At 50.3% G+C, this 25,263-nt stretch carries 25 protein-coding genes; 18 read left to right on the top strand and 7 right to left on the bottom strand.

Annotated features, from left to right (window positions below; all coding sequences use genetic code 11):
* Positions 1-43 precede the first annotated feature (43 nt).
* Positions 44-1,213, top strand: coding sequence for a thioredoxin family protein (locus IPN95_01160; GenBank protein MBK9448030.1), 1,170 nt, complete (start codon positions 44-46; stop codon positions 1,211-1,213).
* Positions 1,214-1,355: 142 nt separating this feature from the next.
* Entirely contained in the window at positions 1,356-2,531 is a 1,176-nt protein-coding gene (locus IPN95_01155; GenBank protein ID MBK9448029.1) for a DUF255 domain-containing protein, read from the top strand.
* Between the two features lie 5 nt (positions 2,532-2,536).
* On the opposite strand, the gene IPN95_01150 is transcribed toward IPN95_01155, so the two are convergent.
* Complete coding sequence (locus tag IPN95_01150) at positions 2,537-2,887, bottom strand: hypothetical protein (protein MBK9448028.1); 351 nt, start codon at positions 2,885-2,887, stop codon at positions 2,537-2,539.
* Positions 2,839-3,312, bottom strand: a complete 474-nt coding sequence (locus IPN95_01145) for a metallophosphoesterase family protein (protein MBK9448027.1) — start codon at positions 3,310-3,312, stop codon at positions 2,839-2,841. Before IPN95_01145 ends, IPN95_01150 begins: the two co-directional genes overlap by 49 nt.
* Before the next feature lie 66 nt (positions 3,313-3,378).
* On the opposite strand from IPN95_01145, the gene IPN95_01140 reads away from it, so the two are divergent.
* From IPN95_01140 to IPN95_01130, 3 genes are all read left to right on the top strand, one after another.
* Positions 3,379-3,747 carry a hypothetical protein gene (locus IPN95_01140; protein ID MBK9448026.1) on the top strand — a complete coding sequence of 123 codons (369 nt, stop codon included), beginning with the start codon at positions 3,379-3,381 and terminating at the stop codon, positions 3,745-3,747.
* Between the two features lie 108 nt (positions 3,748-3,855).
* Complete coding sequence (locus IPN95_01135) at positions 3,856-6,600, top strand: PKD domain-containing protein (GenBank protein MBK9448025.1); 2,745 nt, start codon at positions 3,856-3,858, stop codon at positions 6,598-6,600.
* A 167-nt stretch (positions 6,601-6,767) separates the two neighbouring features.
* Positions 6,768-7,079, top strand: a complete 312-nt coding sequence (locus tag IPN95_01130; protein MBK9448024.1) for a hypothetical protein — start codon at positions 6,768-6,770, stop codon at positions 7,077-7,079.
* A gap of 17 nt (positions 7,080-7,096) precedes the next feature.
* Here the strand turns inward: IPN95_01130 and IPN95_01125 are convergent, their stop codons facing one another.
* The gene (locus IPN95_01125; GenBank protein MBK9448023.1) at positions 7,097-8,371 is read right to left on the bottom strand and encodes a T9SS type A sorting domain-containing protein; all 1,275 of its coding nucleotides are present in this window, start codon (positions 8,369-8,371) and stop codon (positions 7,097-7,099) included.
* A gap of 154 nt (positions 8,372-8,525) precedes the next feature.
* Between IPN95_01125 and IPN95_01120 the strand changes: the two genes are divergently transcribed.
* From IPN95_01120 to IPN95_01075, 10 genes are all read left to right on the top strand, one after another.
* Positions 8,526-10,259, top strand: a complete 1,734-nt coding sequence (locus IPN95_01120; protein MBK9448022.1) for a M61 family metallopeptidase — start codon at positions 8,526-8,528, stop codon at positions 10,257-10,259.
* A 5-nt stretch (positions 10,260-10,264) separates the two neighbouring features.
* On the top strand, positions 10,265-11,239 hold the full coding sequence (gene rsgA / locus IPN95_01115) for a ribosome small subunit-dependent GTPase A (GenBank protein ID MBK9448021.1): 975 nt from the start codon (positions 10,265-10,267) through the stop codon (positions 11,237-11,239).
* A 210-nt stretch (positions 11,240-11,449) separates the two neighbouring features.
* Positions 11,450-11,608, top strand: coding sequence for a 50S ribosomal protein L34 (rpmH, locus tag IPN95_01110; protein ID MBK9448020.1), 159 nt, complete (start codon positions 11,450-11,452; stop codon positions 11,606-11,608).
* 44 nt (positions 11,609-11,652) lie between these two features.
* Complete coding sequence (locus tag IPN95_01105) at positions 11,653-12,036, top strand: ribonuclease P protein component (protein ID MBK9448019.1); 384 nt, start codon at positions 11,653-11,655, stop codon at positions 12,034-12,036.
* The gene (gene yidD, locus IPN95_01100) at positions 12,003-12,251 is read left to right on the top strand and encodes a membrane protein insertion efficiency factor YidD (GenBank protein MBK9448018.1); all 249 of its coding nucleotides are present in this window, start codon (positions 12,003-12,005) and stop codon (positions 12,249-12,251) included. The genes IPN95_01105 and yidD overlap by 34 nt, the downstream gene beginning before the upstream one ends.
* Before the next feature lie 102 nt (positions 12,252-12,353).
* Complete coding sequence (locus tag IPN95_01095) at positions 12,354-14,036, top strand: S41 family peptidase (protein ID MBK9448017.1); 1,683 nt, start codon at positions 12,354-12,356, stop codon at positions 14,034-14,036.
* 273 nt (positions 14,037-14,309) lie between these two features.
* On the top strand, positions 14,310-14,753 hold the full coding sequence (locus tag IPN95_01090; GenBank protein ID MBK9448016.1) for an Hsp20/alpha crystallin family protein: 444 nt from the start codon (positions 14,310-14,312) through the stop codon (positions 14,751-14,753).
* A gap of 219 nt (positions 14,754-14,972) precedes the next feature.
* Complete coding sequence (locus tag IPN95_01085; GenBank protein MBK9448015.1) at positions 14,973-15,665, top strand: ABC transporter permease; 693 nt, start codon at positions 14,973-14,975, stop codon at positions 15,663-15,665.
* A 99-nt stretch (positions 15,666-15,764) separates the two neighbouring features.
* Complete coding sequence (locus tag IPN95_01080; protein ID MBK9448014.1) at positions 15,765-17,852, top strand: PD40 domain-containing protein; 2,088 nt, start codon at positions 15,765-15,767, stop codon at positions 17,850-17,852.
* Between the two features lie 66 nt (positions 17,853-17,918).
* Entirely contained in the window at positions 17,919-19,094 is a 1,176-nt protein-coding gene (locus tag IPN95_01075) for a phosphoribosylformylglycinamidine cyclo-ligase (protein MBK9448013.1), read from the top strand.
* An 83-nt stretch (positions 19,095-19,177) separates the two neighbouring features.
* Here the strand turns inward: IPN95_01075 and IPN95_01070 are convergent, their stop codons facing one another.
* Positions 19,178-19,903: a tetratricopeptide repeat protein gene (locus tag IPN95_01070; protein ID MBK9448012.1), complete on the bottom strand. Its 726-nt coding sequence runs from the start codon at positions 19,901-19,903 to the stop codon at positions 19,178-19,180.
* A 76-nt stretch (positions 19,904-19,979) separates the two neighbouring features.
* The gene (locus IPN95_01065; GenBank protein MBK9448011.1) at positions 19,980-20,498 is read right to left on the bottom strand and encodes a tetratricopeptide repeat protein; all 519 of its coding nucleotides are present in this window, start codon (positions 20,496-20,498) and stop codon (positions 19,980-19,982) included.
* A 241-nt stretch (positions 20,499-20,739) separates the two neighbouring features.
* On the opposite strand from IPN95_01065, the gene IPN95_01060 reads away from it, so the two are divergent.
* Positions 20,740-22,026, top strand: coding sequence for a tyrosine--tRNA ligase (locus IPN95_01060; protein MBK9448010.1), 1,287 nt, complete (start codon positions 20,740-20,742; stop codon positions 22,024-22,026).
* The gene (locus tag IPN95_01055) at positions 22,027-23,169 is read left to right on the top strand and encodes a hypothetical protein (protein ID MBK9448009.1); all 1,143 of its coding nucleotides are present in this window, start codon (positions 22,027-22,029) and stop codon (positions 23,167-23,169) included.
* Between the two features lie 54 nt (positions 23,170-23,223).
* Here the strand turns inward: IPN95_01055 and IPN95_01050 are convergent, their stop codons facing one another.
* The gene (locus IPN95_01050) at positions 23,224-23,805 is read right to left on the bottom strand and encodes a hypothetical protein (GenBank protein MBK9448008.1); all 582 of its coding nucleotides are present in this window, start codon (positions 23,803-23,805) and stop codon (positions 23,224-23,226) included.
* A 271-nt stretch (positions 23,806-24,076) separates the two neighbouring features.
* On the opposite strand from IPN95_01050, the gene IPN95_01045 reads away from it, so the two are divergent.
* A complete protein-coding gene (locus IPN95_01045; protein ID MBK9448007.1) occupies positions 24,077-24,556 on the top strand; it encodes a RecX family transcriptional regulator in 480 nt (159 codons plus the stop codon).
* Positions 24,557-24,567: 11 nt separating this feature from the next.
* Here IPN95_01045 and IPN95_01040 read toward each other — a convergent pair whose 3' ends face one another.
* Positions 24,568-25,098, bottom strand: coding sequence for a leucine-rich repeat domain-containing protein (locus IPN95_01040; protein ID MBK9448006.1), 531 nt, complete (start codon positions 25,096-25,098; stop codon positions 24,568-24,570).
* Between the last annotated feature and the right edge of the window lie 165 nt (positions 25,099-25,263).

Here is a 25,263-nt window from a genome sequence, read left to right as displayed (position 1 = left end):
CTGCAACTGGTTGCGGTCACCCTTTGACTTAGAACGTTTCAACATGAAAAAGCTACTGGTACTCTTGTGCCTTCTCGCAGGCATGCAATTCGCTGTTGCTGCATCGGAAATCCAATTCGAGCAGTCGGCATTCACCGAAGTATTGGCCAAGGCCAAGTCGGAAAACAAATTGGTTTTTCTGGATGCGTACACATCATGGTGTGGGCCCTGCAAGTGGATGGCCAAAAACGCATTCACGGACCCTGATGTTGCCACCTATTTCAACGACCACTTCGTGAACCTCACGGTGGACATGGAAAAAGGCGAAGGCGTAGAATTGGCCAAACAATTTGCCATCAATGCCTATCCGACCTTGCTTTTCCTTGACGGTACTGGCAAAGTGGTCCATGTAACAGTTGGCGCTCGCGCTGCTGCCGATTTGCTGCAATTGGGTAAGGATGTCGTCGAAGGTAGAGCGCTCAGCATTGCCGACCTTGAAAAGCAATTCGCGGAGGGAGAACGCAATCCCAAGTTTCTCCATGACTATATCCTCGCGTTGGCGCGCGCTGGCAAGGCCTATGACGCACCCTTGGAAGCCTATATGCCTTCTATGCGCGGGGCTGCATTGCTCAACGAAGATGCTTGGGAGATTTTCATCATGCTGTTTCAGCGTCACGACTCCGAATTTGCAACCTACTTTCTACTTCATCGTCAGGCATTTGAGGAAAGATACGGTCATGACTTGGTTCAAAACAAAGCGCTTAGCCTTTACGAATATGCAGTGTATCAAATTTGCGAGTCCAAGGACAAATCTCGGCTTAAGCAGCTCAAAAAGGAAATGATTCTCGCCGAATTTGACAGCATCAAAACGGTATTGCTCCAAGTGGATTTGCAGTGGTTTCAAACCGTTGAGGATTGGAAACACTACGCCAAAACCGTGGAAAAATTGGGCGAAGCGGGTAGAAATGACACATACAATCTGAACAACGCTGCTTGGCTGTTCTACGAAAAGGTGGACAACAAACGCTTGCTTGACGTGGCGAACGAATGGATCACAGAATCGGTTCGCCTTGAAAAAAGCTCGGTGAACCTGGATACGCAAGCAATGTTGTTGTACAAACTCGGTCAAAAAGAAGCGGCCATTGCTGCTGCGAAGGAATCCATTGACATGGGCAAAGCCACTGGCGAGGACGTCTCTGAAACCGAGAAGGCCTTGGCCGAATGGCAGAAATAGAAACTTTCTCTACCAACAATACGTGCAGCCATGGTGCAAACCGTGGCTGCACTTTTTTATGGACAACTTGGTTTTTCAACCCGTCATTTCATTTGATGGATTGGTCGTAACTTGCAGCCACATTCGTCAAATTCGAAGCGTTATGAAAAGTTTCTTCACAGCCTTGTTGCTCACACTTGCCGTCGCGACGTCAGTGAAAGCCGACATTCAATTTCAGCATGGTCCTTGGCAAGAGATTCTCGCCCAAGCCGGCAAGGAAAACAAGTTGATTTTTGTGGATGCCTACACATCTTGGTGCGGACCCTGCAAATGGATGGCAGCCAATACCTTCACCAACGATGAAGTCGCCACCTTTTTCAATGCCAACTTCATCAACGCCAAGATCGACATGGAAAAGGGCGAAGGTCCCGACATCGCCGACAAATACAACGTCAGAGCCTATCCGACCTTGCTGTTTGTGAGTGCCTCTGGCGAATTGGTGCACTTTGCCATCGGCGCCCTTGATGCCGCGCAATTCCTGGAACTCGGCAAAAACGTGCTCGATCCCAATTTTGCCTCCTTGGCCAAAATGAAAAAGCAATTCGCGGCTGGAGAAACCGATCGCAAGTTTCTCTCGACTTATATCCTTGCCCTCAAGGAAGTCGGCGAAAGCACGGAGGAAGCCCTCAACAAATTTCGCCCCGGAATGACGGATGCAGCCCTGCTTGAAGAGGAAAATTGGGTGGTATTCAATGCCCTGTTCAACAAATTGGATTCCGAGCAGGCCAAGTATTTTCTCGGTCACCTTTCCGACTTCGCCAAGAAGTACGGCGATGATCAAGTCTATTACAAGGCTTTGAACATGTACAGCAATGGAATGATCAAGGCGATCTATACCGGCGGAACCCAAGAAGACTACGACGCCGGCAAGAAAATTTTGCTCAATTCCGGTGTCAAGGGTGCCGCCTACCGCGCCTTGAGTTATGACCTCGAATGGTTCAAACGCCAAGGCGATTGGGACAATTATTCCAAGACAGCCATCGAATTTGTCAAACAAACACCTGATATCGATCCGTCGGGCTTAAACAATCTGGCTTGGTCTTTCTACGAAGGTGTGGACGATCAAAAAATGCTCAAAACGGCACTCAAATGGATCACCAAGGCCTGTGAAGAAGAGCCCGGCTACGCGAGCCTCGACACCAAAGCCATGCTCCTCCACAAGTTGGGACGCAAGGACGACGCCATCGAAGTCGCGAGGGAAGCAATCGAAGCCGCAAAAATCAGCGGCGAGCCGTACGAGGCAACGCAAGAGGCCTTGGACTTGTGGTTGGCCGAATAATTTAGCTACATCATCCAGCAATCCACTTGGTCCAAAGCCATGTGGATGAGCAATCCGATGCCGATCAGTCGCGTGCGTTTGGGCACGACAAGTGCCACGTACACGAGAATTGCGGGCCATGTATGCAGCGGATGATAGCCGATGCTGCACCTGCAAGGATCAAAAATCGGATTCGCCAGCAAATGGTCCAAGTCGACCAGCATCGTGGCCACCATGATTCCGAATGCGCGCCAAAACCGTTCCCGGTAAGCGATGCCCGCCACCGCGGCAGGGATCAGTGCATGCAACAGCAAATGGATCACAGCTCTCATGGCAGGGGACGCTCGTCGAGCAGGTTGATGAATTCCACGTTCCATTTCCCGGCATTCACCTCCAGCATGGCCACCGAAATCGGAAGAGAGAAGCGCTTGCGACCGGCTGCGCCGGGATTCATAAAATGGATGTCCTGCTTTTCATAAGCTGCGGGTTTGTGGGAGTGACCGAAAATCACCAATTGGGGCATCACCTCCAACTTGGCTGGTCGAAAAAATTCGATGTCGTGCAACATGAAGATCGACACGCCTTCCCAAACTGCCGAGTGCGTTTCGGGCAGGGCAGGCCATTCAGAAGGATCGTCGTTGTTGCCCCGCACGGCAAATACGGGTGCAATGGCACTGAGCCGCTCCAAAATCTCCGCGCCACCAATGTCGCCCGCATGGAGGATGACCTCAGCTTTGGAAAGCGCCTTCTCCGCCTCGGGACGAAGCAAGCCGTGCGTATCTGAAATCAATCCGATCAACATTGGACAAACATTTGGAGGCGCAAGTTACGGCCTTGGCCGAATGGAAATGTGTATCTTGCTTTGAAAATGAAATCTCAGCAAGTCACTTGGGCGTTGGCCATCTTGGGCGCGGCTTTGACCGTTGCCGGGTTGCTGTTGCCGCTGTGGTCCAAAAACGGGGTCGGCATTTCCGGAATGCAGGGGCCATTCCTTTCCTTTGGAAGGTGGGTTTTGCTCGGTGCTGCCATTGCTGCCCTCCTGGTCGCATTTGTCCGGCAACTCCGCAAGCCAATGTGGATGGCCCTGCCGGGGTTAGTGATTGCCCTACAATCCAGCCTCATTCTTTGGAAAGGCTATAAATTGGGCGCGATTGGCTTCGGGGTTTGGGTGTTGTTCCTCGCTGCAGTGGTGATCTTGGTGAATGCGGACTTATTGCGTCGGAACCAACGTTCCTGATACCGGATCAAATTGCTCATTTCTCAAATCAGCCAATCAAAAACTGGATTCGAAAGGAAAAATGCTTATCTTATCCCCTCAATTCGTGTTGCAACTACGATTAGCACTATGAAAAAACGGTTTACCTTATCCCTCTTCTCGCTTTTGATGCTTTGCTTTTCAGGGATTTTTGCCGCCTCAGGCGGACCTGATGCCTACGGTTATGTTTGGCGGGATTCCAATGAACCCAATGGCCCGACGGTGAATTGGATGGACACTACCTCGATGTGGACGCGCGTCCAAAACCTTGCCGACGACAACAGCATGGGGCCATTCAACATGTTTTGGGACTTTCACTTTTATTGGGGCGACTACCGCAACATCAAAATCGGCTCCAATGGTTGGGTTGCCTTTGACAATGTCAGCAACCTTGCGAGCTGCTTCCCCAATATCCCGACATCGGGCGGCGCAGGCGACAACTTTGTTGCACCACTGATGAGCGACTTGACTTTCACCTCTTCCTTCCCTGGATTTCCCAATATCGGCAAATGCTATTATTGGAGCAATTTGAAGGATTCGACAGTGATCAGCTATTACAACGTACCCTTTTGGCAGTCGGGAACGCCAGATTGGTACGGCTCCAACACCTTTCAAATTTTGCTGGACGGCACCGACAGCTCGATCACATTCACATACAAAACGATGAATCCATCCTTCACTTTTGGATGTGGCACAGACGTAGTGATCGGCATTGAAAACAGTACGGGTGCCGTTGGTCTTCAGTGTTTCACCCAAACCATGCCCGCAAGCCTCTACGCGATCAAGTTCAAATACCCACCCGTGCCATTGCTGGCCGTGAGAGACTTGGCGCCACTTTGGAACCAAAACAACAAAAACGCTGGCGAATTTTTTCCCACCGGACTTATTCCGACGCTGCAATCGCATGTAAAAAATGTCGGCAACACAGCCTTCACAACCAATAGCACGGTAAATGGCACACTACGCAACATGGGCATGGCTCCTGTTTACACGGCCTCCCGCACCATGCCGAATTGGGCAGCAGGTCTGGACACTACCCTCATCTTCACGCCGCAGGCCGTTGTCAATACAGCGGGACAATACTATTGGGAGGTAACGAGCAACAATGCCGCTGACATGAACAACGGCAACAACATCAATACCTCCGAAATCGAACTGGTGAACCTGCTCGGTCCGACGGCGACGCTCACCTACACGACCGGCGGTGGCAACACCATGGCTTGGGGTTGGAACGGCGGCGGCACGGATGATGGCGTGGGCGTGTACATGTACCCGCCCGTACACCCGGCTTCCATCCAGAATGTGCAGGTATTTATTGCTGCGGCAAGCTTCTCGGGCTATATCATTTCCATTTTTGACGATTCAGGTCCCAACGGTGCACCCGGTGCTTTGCTGCGTACGGATACCATCCCCTTTTCCAGCGTGACCGTTGGTAACTGGAACACCATCAACTACACCATCCCCGTCAACGTCGGTTCGGGTGGCTTCTACGTCGCTTGGATGATGGGCGGGGCTGATATTTTCCTTGGAACAGAAAACGTGGGACCAATTTCCCGTCGTACGTACGAAATTCTTGGAGGACAATGGTCCGGCTTCCGCGACAACAACTTGCGCGAGGCCATGGTCCGTGTCGTGATTGGCAACTATCCTTGTGCGATCAGCTCGGGCTTTACGTACAGCAGCAACTTCGCCACAGTCAACTTCACCAACCAAAGCCAAGGCGGTACCACCTACAGCTGGAATTTCGGCGACGGCGGAACGAGTACGCAGTTGAGCCCCTCGCATACGTATTCAACATTTGGCACCTATAATGTATGCCTGATCAGCACCAATACCTGCGGATCGGATACCTTCTGCATGCCGATCACCATCAGTTGCCCGACGCCGGCTTCCAACTTCACCTTCATCCGGAATGGATTCAGCGTTGCTTTTACGGATGGAACCGGTGGTAGTCCAAACAGCTGGTCCTGGAATTTTGGTGATGGAGGGACAAGCACCTTGCAGAATCCCAACCATACCTATGCCAATGCCGGCACGTACAACGTCTGCCTCATCAGCACCAATCCTTGCGGCTCAGATACCTTTTGCCAATCGCTCATCGTTTGCAACGTCCCCGTCGCAAATTTTGGCTTCACCACAAGCGGACTTTCCGCCACGTTTAACAATACTTCCACGAATGGCACGACCTACTTTTGGAATTTTGGCGATGGGGTCAATAGCACGCAGCAAAATCCGACACATGGATATGCGGCAGCAGGGACGTACAACGCTTGTTTGATCACTTCGAATGCCTGCTACAGCGACACTTTCTGCACGCAGGTCACGATTTGCCCGCTACCCGTGGTCAATTTCAACTTCACGAGTGCCCAATTTGCCTACAACTTCACCGACATCACACCCGGCGGCAATACCGCGTGGTCATGGTCGTTTGGTGATGGTGGAACGAGTACGCAGCAGAATCCCAGCCACACCTACGCGGCCAACGGAACTTATCAGGTTTGCTTGACAGTCACCAACAGTTGCGGCCAGGATTCCTCCTGCCAAAGCCTGACCGTCAACGTAGTGTCTGTGCAGGATGCGCTCCAAAACAGCCTCGAACTCTGGCCGAATCCAGCTGGAAATTTGCTCAACGTGCGCCTCGCAATGACTGGAACGGCCGGCCTCACCCTCCGCATCCATGACATGGCGGGCAGGGTCACCTACCAACAGGAAATTGCAGCAACGGCAACGGTTTGGGCCTCCGCATTGGACATTTCGAATCTTGCTTCCGGCATGTACATGCTCGAACTTGAAGGAGATGAAATCCAAGTCTTGCGCAGATTTGTGAAAGAATAATTCATTCGATTGAAATGCTTGCGGCTCTCGGAAAATGAACTTTCCGGGAGCCGCATACTTTTTAACAGTGTACAATTTGCCTTTGGTCGACTTCAACTGCCGATTGGTCTAATTCTTTAAGCCGAATCTAAGCCATCCCCGTATACTCGGGTAGATTTTGAAAGCTCATGGATGAATTCCTCGCGTTAGTTCTCAAGAAAATCGATGGTGATCCTTCCCGGCTGGGAGAAGTTTTCTCCGATAACCTCAGCCATCAAGAAGAGCTCATGTTGAGCAAGCTCGACGAAGAAATCGGAATCTGCGTCGAACGCGTGCTCGATTTTGCGCTGACCAATGCAAATGCCGCCAACAATGGCGAAATTTCCATCGACCAAAACCAACGTGACCGTGTGATGCTGCTCACAGCAGTGCGCAAAGAAATCCACAACTTATTGGCGCAGCGAGGTACATTGAATCAGTTCCGGGATCGCCTGAACTGATTTCGGTGATTCCCGGATTATTGGATCACAATCCGCTGCGTCTCCAACACACCTTCCGATCCGCTGAGTGAAAGCAGGTAGATGCCCTTGGGCAAAGCCTCAAGGTTCAATTGCAGCTGTAAGTTTCCGTCGATGGTTGAAATGTTCTCCTGACGGATGCGTTTTCCATTTACATCGAGGACGTCGAGTTGAATCACCTGATTTGCGCCGACATTCGCCGTGATGTTAAAAATTCCGCGGCTTGGATTGGGAGAAATCGTGATCGCTGAAGATACTGGTTCGGCCCGGGACACCAACACAATTTCCACGGTATCTACCAAGGTGTCGGTCGTGCAGCCGTTGGTGGCGATCAACGTCACCGGAAACAAGCCCGAGGTGGAATAGGTATGAATTGGATTCGCCGTCGAATCGGAATTGCCATCCCCAAATGTCCATTGAAAGCTCGTTGCATTGAGGGAGGAATTCGTAAACGTGGTCGTTCCGTTTGTATTGGCGGAAAAGGTGAAGGCTGCGTTGGCGTCGTCCAAGCCGATGCGCCATGTGGCCAAACTGTCAAACACGACATCATGGGCAACTTGTTGCAAAAATGCCGCCGTCACGGTATCGAGTCCGCCGTAGAAGTTGAGACCGACCGGGCTGCGCCGGTACATGGTCGCATAAAACACGCAGCCGTTCAGATAACTGCCGGCATAGCTCGGATGGCTTTGGTCGGGGCTGTACAATTCGAGGGTGCTGTCGCGCAGGATGGATTCCCACCAAGCACTGCCGCAAGGCGCAACCAAGGCGTTGTTTTGATTGGCCAAGTTCAAGTAACTGCGGCGCAGTTCCGCTTGCATTCCGGCGTAGGTGCAGACCGGTGGCCAGAATCCGCAATTGCTGGCATCACCGTATTTGCGGCCCCAAGTCATGTAAAAGACCGTGACGGTGCAGCTGTCATTGGCTTTGATGCTGTCATTGAGAATGGCTGCGTAGGGATACACATCGTTTTGGACCTGCCCCTGCGGAAAACTGGGGAGTTGACTTTGCTCTTGCAGTACAACAAAATCCCATGCCCTTGAACGGATCATTCCGAGTGAAGCCCCATTGGTGCTATGGCCTTGAAATGTATATCCGCCCGGCGCATTCACGTCCTTGTAAAGCGTATCGCCACCCGCCAAAGTCAGGCTCTGGACGATGCTCGGCAGGTCATTGACTCCCGTATAGCTGTTTCCCAAAAACAAGGCTTGGTACGAGGTCTGCGCCTTCACGAATCCAATCGAAAGCAGCAGCAAGACGAAGATTCTGATTTTCATGGACGAAATTTCGGAAAAAATGTGGTTTGGACAGCCTCTGGGATGTGCCCGTACGACATTTGTTTGGAAATCCCTTATTTCTGCTTGCCTCCTTCTGCCGCTTGGAAATTTGCTAGTTTTGCAACTCGGTTTTGATGTACCGACCCTCAGGAGAATGAATTACCGTTTGTATTTTGAATCACCCGAGTTGCACTTGATCCGCGTGCAACTTGATTTGCCGGCAAAGTCTGGTCCACAGGCCATTCATTTGCCCAAATGGCGCCCCGGGCGTTACGAAATGGCCCCTTATGCCGAGCGGATTGTCGATGCCTGTGCACTTTCCGCCACCGGCAAGCCGCTGGCCGTCGTCAAAACTGCTACGCATACTTGGGAAATCCACCAAAATGGGGAGGCCGCGGTCTTCGAATACAAATACTATGCGGTCATCGCCGACGCTGGCGGCAGCTACTTTGACCAGGACCAAGTGTACATCAACCCTTGCAACCTGTTGATGTATGATGTCGAGAAAATCGAAGCACCTTGCCAGATGACCCTCGACCTTCCCGAAGATTACCGCATCGCTTGTGGTTTGCGCCAAGAAGGGAACACCTTGTTCGCAGACGACTTCCACCAAATTGCAGATGCACCGCTCATCGCAAGTCAGACATTGCAGCACCATGCTTTTGAAGTGGAAGGAATCCCCTTCAACCTTTGGTTTCAAGGGGATGTGAAGCCCGAATGGCGCAAACTCGAGGAGCATTTTCGAGCATTCAGCAAGGCACAAATCTTGCTTTTTGGGGGATTTCCGGTCAAGGACTACCATTTCCTTTACCAAATACACAACAAAAACATTTACCACGGGGTCGAGCACGCCAATTCGACCATCATCGCCCTCGGGCCAGGCTTCAAGCTTGACGAGGAGGATGAATACGAAGACCTGCTCAGCGTAAGTTGCCACGAGTTGTTTCATACCTGGAATGTAAAAGCGATCCGCCCTGCGGATATGCAGCCCTACCAATACGACCGGGAACAGTATTCAAGGTTGCACTACATTACAGAAGGTGTAACCACCTACTACGGCGAATTATTGCTTTTCAAATGTGGCGTCTGGTCACTTGGCGAATTTTTGCGGGTCTTCAACAAGGACTTTCTGCGCAAGCACTACGCCAACAACGGCCGTGACCACATCAGCTTGGAGCAATCGAGCTTCGAATCTTGGTTGGTGGGCTACGACGAGGGCGTGCCCAACCGCAAAATCTCTTTTTATACCAAAGGCGCCCTGGCAGCTTTGATTTTGGACATCATCGTGCGCAAAGGTTCTGGCAATGCCCGTTCGCTGGATACAGTGATGCGGGAGTTGTATGAACGGTTTGGCAAAACGGGCAAGGGTTATACCAAGGAAGATTACAAGGCCATTGCCGAGACGCATGCCGGCCATTCATTGGATGGCTATTTCCAGGATTATATTTCGGGAACGGTTCCGATGGAAGCTGCATTGGCTGATACAGCAGACTACTTGGGTCTGGCCTTGATCGCACGCGACGCCCCAACCTTGGCCGAGCGGGACTATGGCTTCATCGTGGATGAGGATGGCGGCCGCGCACGCATCAAACAAATTCACGAGGGCAGTCCGGCAGAGACAGCGGGGCTTTGTGTTGGTGATGTGATCGTCGCGATTCAGGGTCACCGCGCCCCCGCCAATGATGTGGAAGCCCTTTTGCGCTTTTTGGCGGATGACGAAGATGTGCAAGTGCACGTTTTCCGCAACGAAATGTTGGAATTGCTGGTGCTGGAATCCTCTGCCGACTATCGTTGCCGCACTTATATGCTGGTTGAGAACCCCGAGGCTACCGAAGAGCAGTTTCGCAACCGAAATGCCTGGTCGAGACCGGGCTACGCCAACGACTGAAGCGAATGGCAAAAGGAAAGCGTCCAAAACAACCTTCGCGTTCAGACAGCCCTCATTTTAAAGGGACCGTTTTGCGCAGTACCGGGAGCTGGTACCGTGTGCGGCTAACCGATGGTCAAATTCACGAATGCCGCCTGCGCGGAAAGATGCGTACGCACGGAATCCGAACCACCAACCCTATCGCTGTGGGTGACCATGTTTTGGTTGGCCACGATGAGGAAACGGGCTACAACATTTTCGAAATCGAGGACCGGACGAACTACGTCCTGCGCAAGTCGGTCAACCTCAGCAAACGTGCGCACATTCTTTGCGCCAACATCGATCAGGCCGTCATTCTTTTTACAATCGAGCATCCGGTGACGACGCTCGGTTATGTCGACCGCCTGCTGCTCACCTGCGAAGCCTACCACATCAAGCCGGTCATTCTCTTCAACAAGATAGACCTGCTCAGCGCCGAGGGACTTCAGCGGCTTGACGACTATCAGCAACTGTACAACGCTGCCGGGTATGAGATCCATGCCATTTCAGCCAAGGACAAAGGCTATGCCGACGAAATCAGGGAGATTCTTCAGGGCAAGGTCAGCTTTCTCGTTGGTCGTTCGGGGGCGGGCAAATCGGCAACGGTCAACCTCGTCGCACCTGAATTGAAACTCAAGATCGGGGATGTGAGTGACTTTTCCGGACGTGGGAAGCATACCACCACGTTTGCGGAGATGTTTGAACTGCCGTTTGGCGGGGAAATCATTGATTCGCCGGGCTTCAGGGAAATGCAATTGTTTGATTTTGAAAAAGCGGAACTCGCGCCCTTGTTTCCGGAGATGCGCAATTGCCTGGACGACTGCCGTTTCAGCAATTGCCTTCACCTGAATGAACCTGGCTGCGCGGTCAAACTTGCGGTCAAGGAAGGCAAGATTCCCGAGTCGCGCTACCATACCTACTTGGGTATGCTGCAAGAAGTTGAAGGAAATATTTGGGATTAACCTACACATCGGCATCTGCCTTGTCCAGAATATCGTGCGGACACATAAAAATTGTCGTTGCTGAATGTGCCTTCAGAAGCCAATTTGACAACTTCGAAATAAATTTTCCACATGTTTTTCCAGAATGATTGTGGCTTAGTTTGCATCCACACATTCTTTTCTTACTTTTGCGTCCCCTGATTAGGGAAAACTAAAGATTGAAAAAATAAGATGAAGCGGACATTTCAACCCTCTCGCAGGAAAAGGAAGAACACACATGGCTTCCGCACCCGTATGGAGACCCACAATGGTCAACGCGTACTGAATGCACGTCGCCGTAAAGGCCGTCACAAGCTCACTGTGAGCGACGAAGGCCGTCACAAGTACTAATACCGCCCCTGAAGGCTGAAAAGCCTTTGCGGAGGTGACAACACTTGAAGTATAAATTCTCCAAGCGTGAAAAGCTGTGCTCCAAGCGCAGCTTTGCTGTTTTAATTGCGGGCAAGAAAGCTGTCTACGCAGGGAAACTCCGCGTGACTTACCATTTCGACTTGCCGCCTGAGGTGGTTACCGCGCCTTCCATGGTCGCCATGGTCGCCACGAAACGCGATTTCAAGCGGGCTGCAGACCGCAATCTCCTCAAACGCCGCATGCGCGAAGCCTATCGGCTTCACAAAGCACCGCTCTTGGCGGCCTTGCTTGAAAAAGGCAAGAATGTATCCCTGCTTATTCGCTACAATTCACGGGATATCCGTAGTTTTAGTGAAATAGAACAAGACATGCGTTGGGTCTTGAAGCAACTGATGCGAATGCTTTGAAGCTGATTTCCTACATTTTGATCGGATTTGTGCGGCTTTACCAAGTCGCACTTTCGCCGTTGATTCCCAGCTCCTGCCGTTATCAACCCACTTGCTCGCGCTATGCGATCGAGGCATTCCAAAAGCATGGCCCGTTCAGAGGTTTTTATTTGGCGACACGTCGCCTGATGTCCTGCCATCCTTGGGGTGGGCATGGACACGACCCGATCCCGTGAACGGGATGCATTTTGGATGCCGGGATTCGGCGACTTGTACTATTTTTGTTGTTCTGGCGTTATTCAATGAAATTGAGGATTCAAGAAATTGCCCGAAGCGATATGCGTAGAAAAATGATTCGCAAAAAATGGCTGTTGGCACTTGTGCCGGCAGTGATGCTGTTTACTGCCGGATTTGTGGCTCGACCCGCCGCGGGCGACGACTACTTCGAGATCTCCAAAAATCTTGACATATTCGGCAAACTCTACCGCGAGGTACACGCTAATTATGTGGACGACATCGAGCCCACAGATTTCATGCGCACCGGCATCGATGCGATGCTCAAATCCCTTGACCCTTACACCAATTATATCAGTGCCGCCGAGATCGAGGACTACCGCTTCATGAGCACCGGTCAATATGGTGGCATTGGCGCCATGGTCGGCAAACGTGACAACAAGGTCATTGTCACCGAACCCTACGAAAACAGCCCGGCGGTCAAAGCAGGCTTGCGTGCTGGAGATGTGATCATTCAGATCGACAACCAAAAAGTGAATGGCGACAATGGCAAAAACATCGATGTACGTGACCTCTTGCGCGGCCAACCCAAAAGCAAGGTCAAGCTCATTGTCGAGCGCGAGGGTTCGCCGCAGCCCATCACGCTCGAATTGGAGCGCGATGACATCAAAATTCTCAACGTTCCATATTGGGGAATGATTGACAACGAAATCGGCTACATTTCCCTTACCGGATTTACTGCGGATGCTGCCAAGGAAGTGAAAACGGCATTCGAAGATCTGAAAGCCAAAAACCCCGGGATGAAATCTCTCATGCTCGATCTGCGTGGCAACCCTGGCGGATTGTTGTTTGAGGCCATTGACATCAGCAACCTTTTTGTTCCCAAGGATGAGCTGATCGTGGAAACGCGCGGAAAAATGGAGGGTTCCCTCAAAAGCTACACCGCCCGCAACAACCCGGTCGATATTGACATCCCGCTTGCGGTCCTCGTAAACAGAAGGTCTGCATCGGCTTCAGAAATTGTATCAGGTGTGATTCAAGACCTGGATCGTGGCGTGATTGTCGGTCAACGCAGCTATGGCAAGGGCTTGGTGCAAACCACCCGTCCGCTGAGCTACAACAGCCAAATCAAAATCACAACCGCCAAATACTATACTCCAAGCGGTCGCTGTATCCAGGCCATCGATTACAGCAACCGAAACGAAGACGGCAGTGTCGGAAAAATTCCGGATAGCCTTCAAAAAGAGTTCAAAACGCATAATGGCCGCAAAGTGTATGATGGCGGCGGCGTAGCGCCAGACGTGGAAGTTGCCTTGCCGGAGCTCCATACCGTTTCCAAGGAGCTGATTCGCCAAAACATGATCTTTGACTATGCGACGCATTTCAGGGTGAACCACGAGTCCATCCCAACCGCACGCGAATTCAAGATCACCGACGAGATCTATTCCGACTTCATCGCATTTTGCAAAGGCAAGGCATTCACCTTTGAGACCAAAACCGAAAAGGAGTTTGATGCATTTAAAAAGGTCGTCGAGGAGGAACACTACCAAGAAGAGCTTTCGGCTGACATGAAGGCAATGGAGGCCAAGCTCAAAAAGGAAAAAGAGGAGGATCTGATCAACTTCCGGTCTGAAATCACCAATCTGCTGCGCAACGAGATTGTCATGCGGTACTATTACCGCAAAGGCGAAATAGATGCCTCCTTTGATATGGATCCCGATGTTTTGGAGGCGATCAAAGTGCTCAAGGACAAGGAACGCATGAACAAGATTCTCGCAAAGGGCTGATTCGACTGCGTCCTACGGTCATTCGATTTGCGAATGCATCCACATTTGAAGTGGGCGCATTCGCAAATTTGCTTTTTAAGTATAGCGAAATCCGGAAATCCCGACTCTTTGGGCCGACATTCGGCCATTTTGGCAGCACCAAGCCACGGGCGACCGCCAATATGGCCGTAACGGCTGTCAATTAGTCATAAAGATTGGAAGGTTTTCCATTGGCACAAGACTTGAAAGGATGAAAGTATCTACCACTTTAAAAAAATTCAGGAGGATACTAAAATGACACTCGTAAAATTCAACAACCCAGCTCGCAAAAACTCTGGCAGTTTCTTTGACCAATTTTTTGCTGACGATCTTTTCCGCCCCGCCTTTCAAGAGAAGTTGTTTGGTGGTACAGTTCCAGCCGTGAACGTTGTAGAAGGCGCAGAATCCTTCCGCATTGAAGTCGCCGCACCGGGACTGGAAAAAGCCGATTTCAAAATGGCACTCGACAAGGATGTCCTTTCGATCAAGGTGGAAAAAGAAGCTTCGACCGAGGAAACCGATGAGAAGTTCTTGCGCCGCGAATACACCTTCAAAGCCTTTGAGCGCAGCTTCCAATTGCCCAAAACGATTGATCAGGAGCTGATCTCCGCCAAGTATGAAAACGGCATTCTGAGCGTAAGCTTGCCAAAACGCAAGGAGTCACTCGAAAAAGCTACCCGCGAAATCGCCATCAACTAAGGCGAGAGCTTCGCAGGACAAGCATGAAAAAATAAGGTTTGAGGTTTGTTTTGTAATGGGTTTGTCCGAGGCCGAATAGCAGTGAAAGTTGCTTTCGGTCTCGGTCTTTTTTTGTGTGTCCACGGCGAATCCACGCCTAAAGCCCCCAAACAAAAAGCTTTCCCGTAAATTGGCCTTGTGAATCTGGCGACACGACTCGGGGAGTTTGGCTATATGTGCATGCAAGTGGTGCTCAACTTGCGGTATGCCCTCATTGACCGGCGTCGCCTGATCGAGCAACTCGACCATGTTGGGGTCAATTCGATCTTGTTGGTGATGCTTGTGGGGTTCTTTGCCGGGACGATCATCGCATGGCAAGCAGCCTATCAATTTTCAGGAATGATCTCTTTGGACGTCCTCGGCGGACAGGTTGCCCGGGTTTCGGTGATGGAAATGGGGCCTGTGCTGACGGCGCTTGTCATTGCCGGGCGAATCGGTGCATCCATGACGGCTGAAATCGGAACCATGGTCGTCACACAGCAGGTGGACGCATTGCGTACGCTCGCCCTCGAACCGGTGCGTTACTTGGTCATGCCCAGGGTTCTTGGACTCATCATCATGATGCCGATACTCACGATGTTTTCCGATATCGTAGCAATTATCGGTGCCTATCTGGTTTCGGGCTATTTTCTGGACATTACCTATCAATCATTTTTAGAATCGATTCATACCTTTTTTCAAACCCGTGACCTGATTGGCGGATTGATCAAATCATGTGTCTTCGGAGCCCTCATTTCGTTCATTGGATGCTATATGGGCCTATCTACAACGGGAGGTGCCAAAGGTGTCGGTCGCGCAACGATCACTTCTTTTGTGTTGGCGGCGGTCTCAATACTGGTCGGTGATTTTTTGCTGTGGCTAATTTTGTTCTAAATGTTTTGTTCGTAGTTGGTTAATTTCCTATGTTTGTTGCTTAAATTTTGCTGTAAAGTACATATTGAGGCGAAAATACCCCGACTACGCGATTATATTATGGGTGCGAACCGTATCATTTTAAGTACACTTCTTCTGGCACTTGCCATTATCGCAACAACAATTGCGCCTGCAAAGGCCCAAAATGGCGGCGATAAGTCTGAGTTCAAGGGAAGCCCCGAAAAAATTCTTCAGTTGGCCAACGATCTCTATCGTGCCCAGCGCTTTGCAAAGGCCAAAGAGGCTTATGTTGAAGTATTGAAGAAGGACGCAGGCAACTACCTCGCCACCGTGCGGGTTGCAAAGTGCAGCTATTTCATCCAAGAGTATGATGATGCAGCACGTTTCTTTGAAAGCGCAATCGACATCGACAAGGAAGGAAACGACACCGTTTACTTCGAACTCGGTATCACCTTGCGCGTTCTCGACCGTCACAATGACGCGTTGGCAGCCTTCAAAGAATTCCAAAAGCGTTGGAAGGAAAACGACGACTACCTTCGCCGCGTGAAATTGGAAGTTCAGGGTTGCACATTTGTGGAAGAGCAACGCAAGTTGGACCCCAAATGGCGCACCAACTGCTTGGATATCAACACCGCAATGGGCGACAACTTCCCCTCGATTTTGCAGCGCGGCGAAGATGACAAATACCTCGTCATCACCTCCAGCCGCCCAGCTTCCAAGAAGCCTGCAAAAAAAGGCAAGAAGGAGAAAGGCTTGAAGGAAAGCGATCTCTTTGAAGCCTACAACGAAGGTTACTCTGATCTCTGGACCATCAAAATTGAAGACGACACCACATTTGGCGTTGCCGAAAACATGGGCAAGAAGATCAACAAGAAGTACAACGACGGTAACTCTACCTTCAGCCCTGACGGCATGACGATGTACTACTCGGTCTGTAACCAAGGCAAATTGGGCTACGGATGTTCGATCTACGAAGCAAAATACGACTCACGCGCCAGCAAATGGGGCAAACCCAAACTCGTAGAAGGCCTGAAAGGCTCCAAGGAAGTTGTGATCAACTCCCAAGGCAAGGTCAAAAAAGTTGCTACATACGACGTTCACCCCAACCTCTCTGCTGACGGCAACACAATGTACTTTGTGTCTGACCGCGAAGGTGGAGAAGGACGCTTGGACATTTGGTATTCGACCTTCCAAGGCGATTCATGGTCTGAGCCACAAAACCTCGGCAAGCGCATCAATACAGCATTTGACGACATCAGCCCAGATTTGAGCGATGATGGCAACACGCTTTATTTCGCAACCAATGGTCGTGTCGGCTTCGGTGGCTTTGACCTCTACAAAACGACTGGTGGAATGGGTGCATGGGGCGATCCGGAAAACATGGGCGCACCGATCAACAGTACCTATGACGATCTTGCCGGAGCATGGAGCAAGGATGATAGCACCGCCTATTTTACCTCCAACCGCCCAGCCTGTACCGGCCGCGATGATATCTATTGGGCCAAGCAAGTTGGCGCACCTCCTTGCGAATTCGCAGTTCACGGTTTGGTGCTTGACAAGCGTACCAAGCAGCCGGTGCCATTTGCAACGGTTATTCTTTATGAATTTGACGTAGCAGGTGACTTGATTCCGCTCGATACTGCCAAGGCAGACCAGGGTGCAGCTTACAACTTTGAACTCGAGTGCAACAAGAAGTATAAGGTTGTAGCCAACGCCCGCGAGTACCTCATGAACGAGGCAGAATTCAACACCGACACCAAGGATCCCAAAAACGATATCGAGGTCAACGTGAGCATCGAACTTGAGCGTATCGAGATCGAAAGGCCGATCGTTCTCAAGAACATCTATTATGATTATGACAAAGCCGATTTGCGCGTGTCTGCAATGTCGGAGCTGGATTCCCTGAAGCTTTTGCTGAACAAGAATCCACATATTGCAATTCAAATCGGTTCACACACCGACTCAAATGGTTCAGAAGACTACAACAAGGAACTCTCCGAGCGCCGTGCAAAGTCTGCTGTAACCTACCTGATGCAAGGTGGTATCGAAGGCGACCGTCTGAAGTGGTATGGCTACGGAGAGTCACAACTTGAAGTGTTCCCTGAAATGAACGACGAAGACGAGCAGAAAAACCGTCGCACAGAGTTCAGAATCAAATGCATGGATTATCCAGAAGGATGCAAGTAATGCAACCTCATACAATTTAATTCAAGAGGGCAAGCATTCGTTTGCCCTCTTTTTATTGCCTAGAATATGAATCCCGAAAGCAATCGCTACGCCCAACGCGGCGTTTCATCCAGCAAGGAGGATGTACACAATGCCATCGCAAAACTCGACAAGGGCCTGTTTCCCAACGCCTTTTGCAAGATAGTTCCCGATCTCGTTGCAGGTGACCCGGAATGGTGTAACATCATGCATGCCGATGGTGCAGGCACCAAATCCTCACTCGCATGGATGTACTGGAAGGAAACCGGTGACAATTCCGTATGGAAGGGAATTGCCCAAGATGCGATTGTCATGAACACCGATGACTTGCTTTGTGTCGGTGCGACCACTGACATTCTCCTCTCCAGTACAATCGGCAGGAACAAAGGAAACGTCCCTGGCGAAGTTGTTTCTGCGCTCATCGACGGCACCGAGGAGTTTTTGGCAACCATGCGGGATCAGGGTGTCGAAATTCGGAGTACAGGAGGGGAAACTGCAGATGTGGGGGATTTGGTCAGGTCGCTGATTGTGGATTCCACCGTCTTTTGCCGCATGCCGCGCCGACAGGTCATCGAAAACAAGATAGAACCGGGACAAGTCATTGTTGCATTTTCCAGCACGGGAAAAGCAATCTACGAATCTGAATTCAATGCCGGGATGGGCAGCAATGGGCTCACGAGCGCGCGCCACGACCTTTTTCATCATCGTTACGCCTTGGACTATCCAGAGTCCTATAATCCCGCCGTCCCCGAGGAATTGGTCTATTCCGGACCCCACCTGCTCACGGACATTGACCCGGTCACGCAAATGACCGTTGGAAAAATGGTCTTGAGTCCGACACGTACCTATTTGCCCCTTGCCCAGCAGCTCTTCAAGGAATTTCAGGGAAAAATCAAAGGGGTCATCCACTGTACAGGCGGCGGGCAAACCAAAGTGTTGAAGTTCACGAGCGAAAACCACATCATCAAGGATCAACTCTTTGAAACACCGCAGCTTTTCAAGTTGATTCAGCAAGCATCCAAAGCAAGTGATGCCGAGATGTATCGTGTATTTAATATGGGACACCTTTTGGAGATCTATACGGATGCGAAAACCGCGGAATCGCTCATCGCATTGTCCACTGCCTTTGGCATCGACGCCAAGGTCATCGGCCGTGTCGAAGCATCAACCCAAAGGAAACTCTCTGTACATACTCCAAATGGTATCTTGGAGTACTTAGAATAAGCTGTTGGTGAACCCAACAATTTTACAGGCACAAAAAAAGGCGATCATTGAATGATCGCCTTTTTTTCGTGTCTTATTGAAAATCAACCTGCCTTCATGAGTTTATCCAACTCATTTTTAGCGGCTGGCTTATAAGGGCCAAACATTGCGCTTTTGAAAGCCATCTTGGCCTTTTCCGTGTCCGAATTTCTCGCAGCCATTCCAATGATGAAATTGTATTTGGCTTTGGTCATGTTGTCGGTGGTACCGGCCATCAAGGACTCCAATGAACTGATTGCACCGTTGTATTGACCTGTGCGATACTGTGCAAGTGCCTTGAGGTAAATGATGGAAGGGCTGTTGGGCTGCTTGCTCAACACGCTGTTGGCGGTGCTGATGGCGCCGTCAAAGTCCTCGGCATCTACTTGCAAGGAAACAAGCATTGATTCCAACTTAGCCTTTTTGGCTGGGTCGGTCTCAAAGTTGGAGGCACTTTTGTAATTGTTGATTGCAGAACTGTAATCACCGCGTTTCTTGTCGATTTTACCCATCAGCAAGTAAGCAGCAGAAAAGTTGTTCTGAAGCTCAAGCGCTTTGTCCACCTGTGCTTTGCACTCGGTGTAGGCACTGATCATGTAATAAGAAACAGCCATGCGGTAGAAATACGAAGGGCTGTTGATGGACTTTTCGCGGTCAATCAACGGCTTGTATTTTCCGAAATATGCCTTCTCCCATGATTTCTGAGCATTTTGATAGTCACCGAGCTTGTTGTAAGCATAGCCCAACTCATACCAATACTTTGCGGCATTGGCGGGAGCCTCAGTGGCCATTGAAGGGGAGTTGGTGGCAGTCACCATGCTCGACTTTGCATTTTCATAATCTCCGTTTTGGTTGGAGATTTTGGCATCAAAATACAGGATATTGATGTTGTCCGGGGGCTACAGCTTTTACTTCGGCAAGGTGCTTTTGGGCTTCCTCTGTTTTGTTTTGTTGCAACAAAAGCTTGATGGCCTCCATCTTGTATCCCACCTTGCGCTTGGGATCTTGCTCGTTTTGGAAGGCAAGATCATAGTAGTAGATCGCATTTGGAAGATCCTCTTTGCGGCGATAGATCTTTGCGATCAAGGTGTACGCAAACACAAAATCTTTTTTGTATTCGACCGTTTCTTCAAACGAGGAAAGGGCCAAATCGTACTCCTTCATGGCATAGTAGCACTTGCCACGTGAGAAGTAATAGCGATAGTTACCCGCTTCAAGTTTGATCGCCTCGTCGTATTTCGCAACCGCCTCTTGATAGCGTTTTGCCTTACGCAGGTTCTCAGCGTTGATGTAGGATGCCTTCCCTGGACCCTGTGCGAGGAGCTGAGCTCCAAACATTGAGCAGATCGTCAAAAGAAGGAAAAGTTGGATTTTGAGTGCCCTCATAACTTATCAAAATGTATTTGATCACTTTTTCCCCTGATTGTCCTATTTATCGGGTGCAGATGATCAATTAAAACCCTCACAAATTAAACAAAAAAAACGACAAACTAACCCCTGCGAATGATTTTGTTGCCCAAAATTCACGCAGATGTCAAGCTTTTTGTCACTCGCGCCAATGTTGCTTTCTATTAATGTGCCTATACTGTAATTTTACAGCGCGAGTTCGCAAATATATACAAAAAAAATGCAATTGATCGAAGAATTAAGATGGAGGGGGATGATTCAGGACATCACTCCGGGCACCGAAGAATACCTTAACAACAACAAGGTTTCGGGATATGTCGGGTTTGATCCAACTGCCGCTTCATTGGGGATCGGCAACCTTGTGCCTGTCATGCTTCTGCTCCATTTTCAGCGCCATGGTCATCATCCCATTGCCCTCGTCGGTGGTGCGACAGGACGCATCGGCGACCCATCCGGCAAAAGCGACGAACGCAAAATGCTTTCCGAGGAGGAACTCGAACGCAATTTGGCCAAAATGCAGGTTCAGTTGGGCCGCTTCCTCGATTTTGATTCCTCCACCAATCCTGCAAGACTCGTCAACAACTACGACTGGTTCAAAAACTACGGTTTTCTAGACTTTCTCCGCGATGTCGGAAAGCATCTCACTGTCAACTACATGCTTTCCAAAGACTCGGTCAAGAACCGTATCGACTCTGGAACCGGCATTTCCTTCACGGAATTTTCCTATCAGTTGATCCAGGGTTATGACTTTCTGCACCTCCATCAGAACGAAAACTGCCACCTGCAGTTTGGAGGATCCGATCAGTTTGGAAACATCACTGCCGGCATGGAATTGGTAAGACGAATCCTGGGTCACCAAGAGGATGTCTACGCCTTTACATGCCCCTTGATCACCAAAGCCGACGGCACAAAGTTTGGCAAAAGCGAGAAGGGAAATATCTTTTTGGATGCCGAATTGACTTCTCCCTACGAATTCTACCAGTTCTGGATCAACAACTCCGACGACGACATCGTCAAGCTGGCAAAAATCTTCAGCCTCAAACCGATTCCTGAAATCCAGGCACTCATCGATGCCATGGCAACGCAGACAAAGGTCTTGCAATATGCCTTGGCTGAGGAAATGACCGCACGCATCCATGGGGTCGAGCAACTCGAAATTGCGAAGCGCGCCACCGCCCTGTTGCATGGAAAAGGTGGAATCGACGATTTGAAAGGGCTTGACTTGGCTACCATTGAGAATATCCTGCAAGGGGTGGGACAAGGAATGGTTTCCCGGGCAGCGATCCAACAAGGTATGCCGATCATCGATTTTCTTGCAGAAGCCGGCGCATGCGCCAGCCGTGGAGACGCGAAACGCAAACTGACCGCCGATAAGTGTGTCGCCATCAATACCGTCGGCACGACGGATGAAACGCGCACGATTACGGTGGATGACTTGATCCATGGCCGGCTGGTACTGGTCAATCTCGGCAAACGCAACCGGTTTGTGGTCTATGTCCAAGACTAGATGAATATCCGCCTTTCATTGGCAGCGATTTTGACGATACTCTGGGGAGCTACGTATTCCCAGAGTATTTTCATTTCACGGATCGTTCCAGGCAACTACCTGAGTGACAATCGACACCGGGTGGAGTTTTCGAATCCGGCAAACAAGGTGCAATCCCTGGAAGGCTACCTGCTCGTAACGCGCGACTACTCTGTACGGCTTCCGGCTGAGGCCCGCGTCCCGGCAAGAGGCACATTTGTTTTGGCCAAAAACCCCGCACTCGGGGTCAATCTCAGCATGGCCACGACACCCGACTTTCTCATCCGGTTTCCGATGGTCGAGCATGAGGGTAATTATTTGGTGCTCTTTGATCCGAATGGCCGTATTGTCGAGGCGCTCTATTTCAGCCCAGTTCCCAATGTGCCCTTTTTGCCGGATAGAGACACCTTGTACACCTATTCGAGGGAAAAAATCCCCTACTACATTCCGCCGGAGAATCGTACCATTTGGAGCCACTTTACAGCCGGATCCAATCCTTCCAATGTCTTTGTAAAGACCAACGGAACATGGCGCAGCTCCAACATCCTGGAAAAACCGGCAACCGACTACCAAAATGTCACGGTACGCTACAAGGAAGGAATTATGAGCCTTCGGTGGACCACAACCTTTGAAAATGGGAGCAAGCTCCACATCGTCGAACGGAGTACAGATATCGAGCAATTTGAACCCCTTGACACGCTCAATTCACAGGGCGACAGCCGGACAATGCGTCAATATGTTTTTTATGATCAAGGGCTTGTGAAGGGACAAACCTATTATTACCGCATCCACAACGTGGATGCACAGAACAAGGATACATATTCGAGGATCAGGGAAGTGCGGGCAGAGGAAGGCCAAGAGGAATTCAGCATGGAAGTATTGCAGGGGCCGACAAGTGGTGCTGGTCAATGGCGCGTGCGGTTCAATTCACAGTATTCGCAGCAGGTAAGAATCAAACTCTATGACGACCGGATGATGGAGGCTGCTATTCTGTTTGATGACTTTGTCTATGCAGGCAATCCTGGCTTGCTTAAAATCGGGCGAAAATTAGCTCCCGGCAACTATACGATCCTCGCAGAGACGGAAACAAGAAGATTTGGGCAAAACTTCGAAGTCAAGGACTGAGAAAGCAACCCCTGAATCGAATTCAGGTTGATCGGCATCTCAAGGTTTCCAGCATTACTGAGGAAAAACCATGATGATCAAGGCTCCTTCGTTGGGATTGGGAGCGGTTGTATTGCCGCCGGCATAAAAATTGTCAAAGGCATATTTGCGTGCGCGCACCGTAAACGTATAGTTTCCCGGGGTGAGCGACACGGAGTTCATCATAGACCAAGGCGCAATGGTGCCGGTAAATCCTGCACCGTCGTTGACGTCGATCGTTTGAAACATGTCTGGAACGGCAACACCATTGTTAAAGACTTGCACAATGGCACCTGATCCGCCAAAGGACGTGGACCATGTCTCCATAGAGCCGTAGGTTGAAATAATCACCGCCGCGTTAGTCGTGAGGTTGATCGTGCGCGAGAGGCCTGAAATTTGAATGAATGACGTCGAATTGATTATGGTGCGGGTGGCAGTGTTCTTGTAAGTCGCGATCAATCCCCCGACCGGTCCCCAAATAGGAGCAACTCCAGCTCCCTGGGAAATCAATACTTGCCCGGAACTCCCGGGGTTCCCATTTGGCATCAGGGCACCATCAAATCGGAGGTTGCCGTTCACGTGCAGTTTCTCCTGCGGCGTACTTATTCCAATTCCCACATTCTGAGCAACCAAAAAACCATTCAGCAAGCAAAGGAAGACTAAAACCAACGGTGAACGACGCATTGTGGACTTGATTAGAAGGAAATTGGGTGAAAAGGTAACAAATCCTTCCCAAGGTCGCAAATATGAGGTTGTAGTTTGGCCGTCGTCTGCGCGAGCAGTAAAAACTTGCTCTTGAACGCATTCAAAACCCGATCATCAAGAATTCCCTAGCCCAATCACAGCGTTTGAGTTCCTACAATTCAGAATTTCTACTTTCTTTTGGCCTATGAAAAATGCCAAACCCTGGGACGAAGAGGAAGCGTTGGAAAAGTTGCGCAAATACTGCGCTTGGCAGGAAAGGTGCCGGTCTGAAGCCTGGCAAAAATTCACACAACTGGGTTGCCCACGCAACGACGTGCAGCGGTTGCTCGGCATATTGGAACACGAAGGGTTTCTCGACGAGGCACGCTACGCCCGCGCCTATGCACGTGGGAAGTTCAATCAAAAAGGCTGGGGCCGTATGAAGATCCGGGAAGGACTTCGCAGTAAACGGGTGGATGAATCATTGATCGAGGACGCTTTGGAGCTCATCGAACCCGATGCCTACTTGGAACGCTTGGTGGAAATCACCCGGAAACGCATTGGTGAGGCAGACATGAATGATTGGGAGGCCCAACAGAAGTTGAGAGCCTACTTGGAGGGCAAAGGATATGAATGGGAAGCCATTGCGATGGCGTTGAAACGCATCAACGAATCAACCAACTGACCTGCGGAAAATCAGAACGTCACGTCCGCCTTTGGAAGCATCCGCTTTGCATTGGACACGTCAGCGGGTGTCAGCGGATTGCGGCTTACATCCAACCTTCTCATTTTGGTCATCGTGCCAAACCATTGCGGCAATTCAAAAAGCTTGTTGTTGCCGAGATAAAGAATTTCAAGATTCTTGAGTTCCCGCATCTCAGCGGGTAAAAACTTGAGCTTGTTGCCATACAGGCTGATCATGGTCAAGTTTTTGCAGTCTTTGATTTCCAAAGGCAATGCCTTCAGCTTGCAATTGCTCAGATTCAGGATTTGAAGATTGCGAAGCTTTCCAAAATCCTCGGGCAACGTTTTGATTTTTTGGTCGATCAAGCTGAGCTTGTAGACGTTGTCAGGATTGGCGAGCGCTGAATCGAGATCATAGTACCAGCGCTGATTGTCAAGTTGCGTGGTATTGAGGAGCGGATGATCGTCTTTGGCGACGGGCTGAGCTGTAGCCGTACAAAACGCTACTGACACCAGCAGAATGATCAAAAAGGCATTTTTCATGCGAATATTTATTGCTCCGCCCAGTCTTGCGACAGCGGGTTGTTGGTCAAAGTTCTTATTCATCAACATTAATCGCCGTATCCTTTGAAGCGGGAGGATCGCCCTCGCCCCTCAAAGGGGACATCCGCAGAGGCAAAATAAGAATTTTTGCCTCTCTTTATCAAA

The organism is Bacteroidota bacterium, from assembly GCA_016718825.1.
In the GTDB taxonomy this organism is placed as follows: domain Bacteria; phylum Bacteroidota; class Bacteroidia; order J057; family JADKCL01; genus JADKCL01.
This window is presented reverse-complemented; position numbering and strand designations above follow the sequence as displayed.

Excerpts from the sequence above, each read along its gene's own strand:
- IPN95_01160 (MBK9448030.1), top strand. The coding sequence starts at position 44 with ATGAAAAAGCTACTGGTACTCTTGTGCCTTCTCGCAGGCATGCAATTC.
- IPN95_01155 (MBK9448029.1), top strand. The coding sequence starts at position 1,356 with ATGAAAAGTTTCTTCACAGCCTTGTTGCTCACACTTGCCGTCGCGACG.
- IPN95_01150 (MBK9448028.1), bottom strand. The coding sequence starts at position 2,887 with ATGGAACGTGGAATTCATCAACCTGCTCGACGAGCGTCCCCTGCCATG.
- IPN95_01145 (MBK9448027.1), bottom strand. The coding sequence starts at position 3,312 with ATGTTGATCGGATTGATTTCAGATACGCACGGCTTGCTTCGTCCCGAG.
- IPN95_01140 (MBK9448026.1), top strand. The coding sequence starts at position 3,379 with ATGAAATCTCAGCAAGTCACTTGGGCGTTGGCCATCTTGGGCGCGGCT.
- IPN95_01135 (MBK9448025.1), top strand. The coding sequence starts at position 3,856 with ATGAAAAAACGGTTTACCTTATCCCTCTTCTCGCTTTTGATGCTTTGC.
- IPN95_01130 (MBK9448024.1), top strand. The coding sequence starts at position 6,768 with ATGGATGAATTCCTCGCGTTAGTTCTCAAGAAAATCGATGGTGATCCT.
- IPN95_01125 (MBK9448023.1), bottom strand. The coding sequence starts at position 8,371 with ATGAAAATCAGAATCTTCGTCTTGCTGCTGCTTTCGATTGGATTCGTG.
- IPN95_01120 (MBK9448022.1), top strand. The coding sequence starts at position 8,526 with ATGAATTACCGTTTGTATTTTGAATCACCCGAGTTGCACTTGATCCGC.
- rsgA (MBK9448021.1), top strand. The coding sequence starts at position 10,265 with ATGGCAAAAGGAAAGCGTCCAAAACAACCTTCGCGTTCAGACAGCCCT.
- rpmH (MBK9448020.1), top strand. The coding sequence starts at position 11,450 with ATGAAGCGGACATTTCAACCCTCTCGCAGGAAAAGGAAGAACACACAT.
- IPN95_01095 (MBK9448017.1), top strand. The coding sequence starts at position 12,354 with ATGCGTAGAAAAATGATTCGCAAAAAATGGCTGTTGGCACTTGTGCCG.
- IPN95_01090 (MBK9448016.1), top strand. The coding sequence starts at position 14,310 with ATGACACTCGTAAAATTCAACAACCCAGCTCGCAAAAACTCTGGCAGT.
- IPN95_01085 (MBK9448015.1), top strand. The coding sequence starts at position 14,973 with ATGCAAGTGGTGCTCAACTTGCGGTATGCCCTCATTGACCGGCGTCGC.
- IPN95_01080 (MBK9448014.1), top strand. The coding sequence starts at position 15,765 with ATGGGTGCGAACCGTATCATTTTAAGTACACTTCTTCTGGCACTTGCC.
- IPN95_01075 (MBK9448013.1), top strand. The coding sequence starts at position 17,919 with ATGAATCCCGAAAGCAATCGCTACGCCCAACGCGGCGTTTCATCCAGC.
- IPN95_01070 (MBK9448012.1), bottom strand. The coding sequence starts at position 19,903 with ATGGCCACTGAGGCTCCCGCCAATGCCGCAAAGTATTGGTATGAGTTG.
- IPN95_01065 (MBK9448011.1), bottom strand. The coding sequence starts at position 20,498 with ATGAGGGCACTCAAAATCCAACTTTTCCTTCTTTTGACGATCTGCTCA.
- IPN95_01060 (MBK9448010.1), top strand. The coding sequence starts at position 20,740 with ATGCAATTGATCGAAGAATTAAGATGGAGGGGGATGATTCAGGACATC.
- IPN95_01055 (MBK9448009.1), top strand. The coding sequence starts at position 22,027 with ATGAATATCCGCCTTTCATTGGCAGCGATTTTGACGATACTCTGGGGA.
- IPN95_01045 (MBK9448007.1), top strand. The coding sequence starts at position 24,077 with ATGAAAAATGCCAAACCCTGGGACGAAGAGGAAGCGTTGGAAAAGTTG.
- IPN95_01040 (MBK9448006.1), bottom strand. The coding sequence starts at position 25,098 with ATGAAAAATGCCTTTTTGATCATTCTGCTGGTGTCAGTAGCGTTTTGT.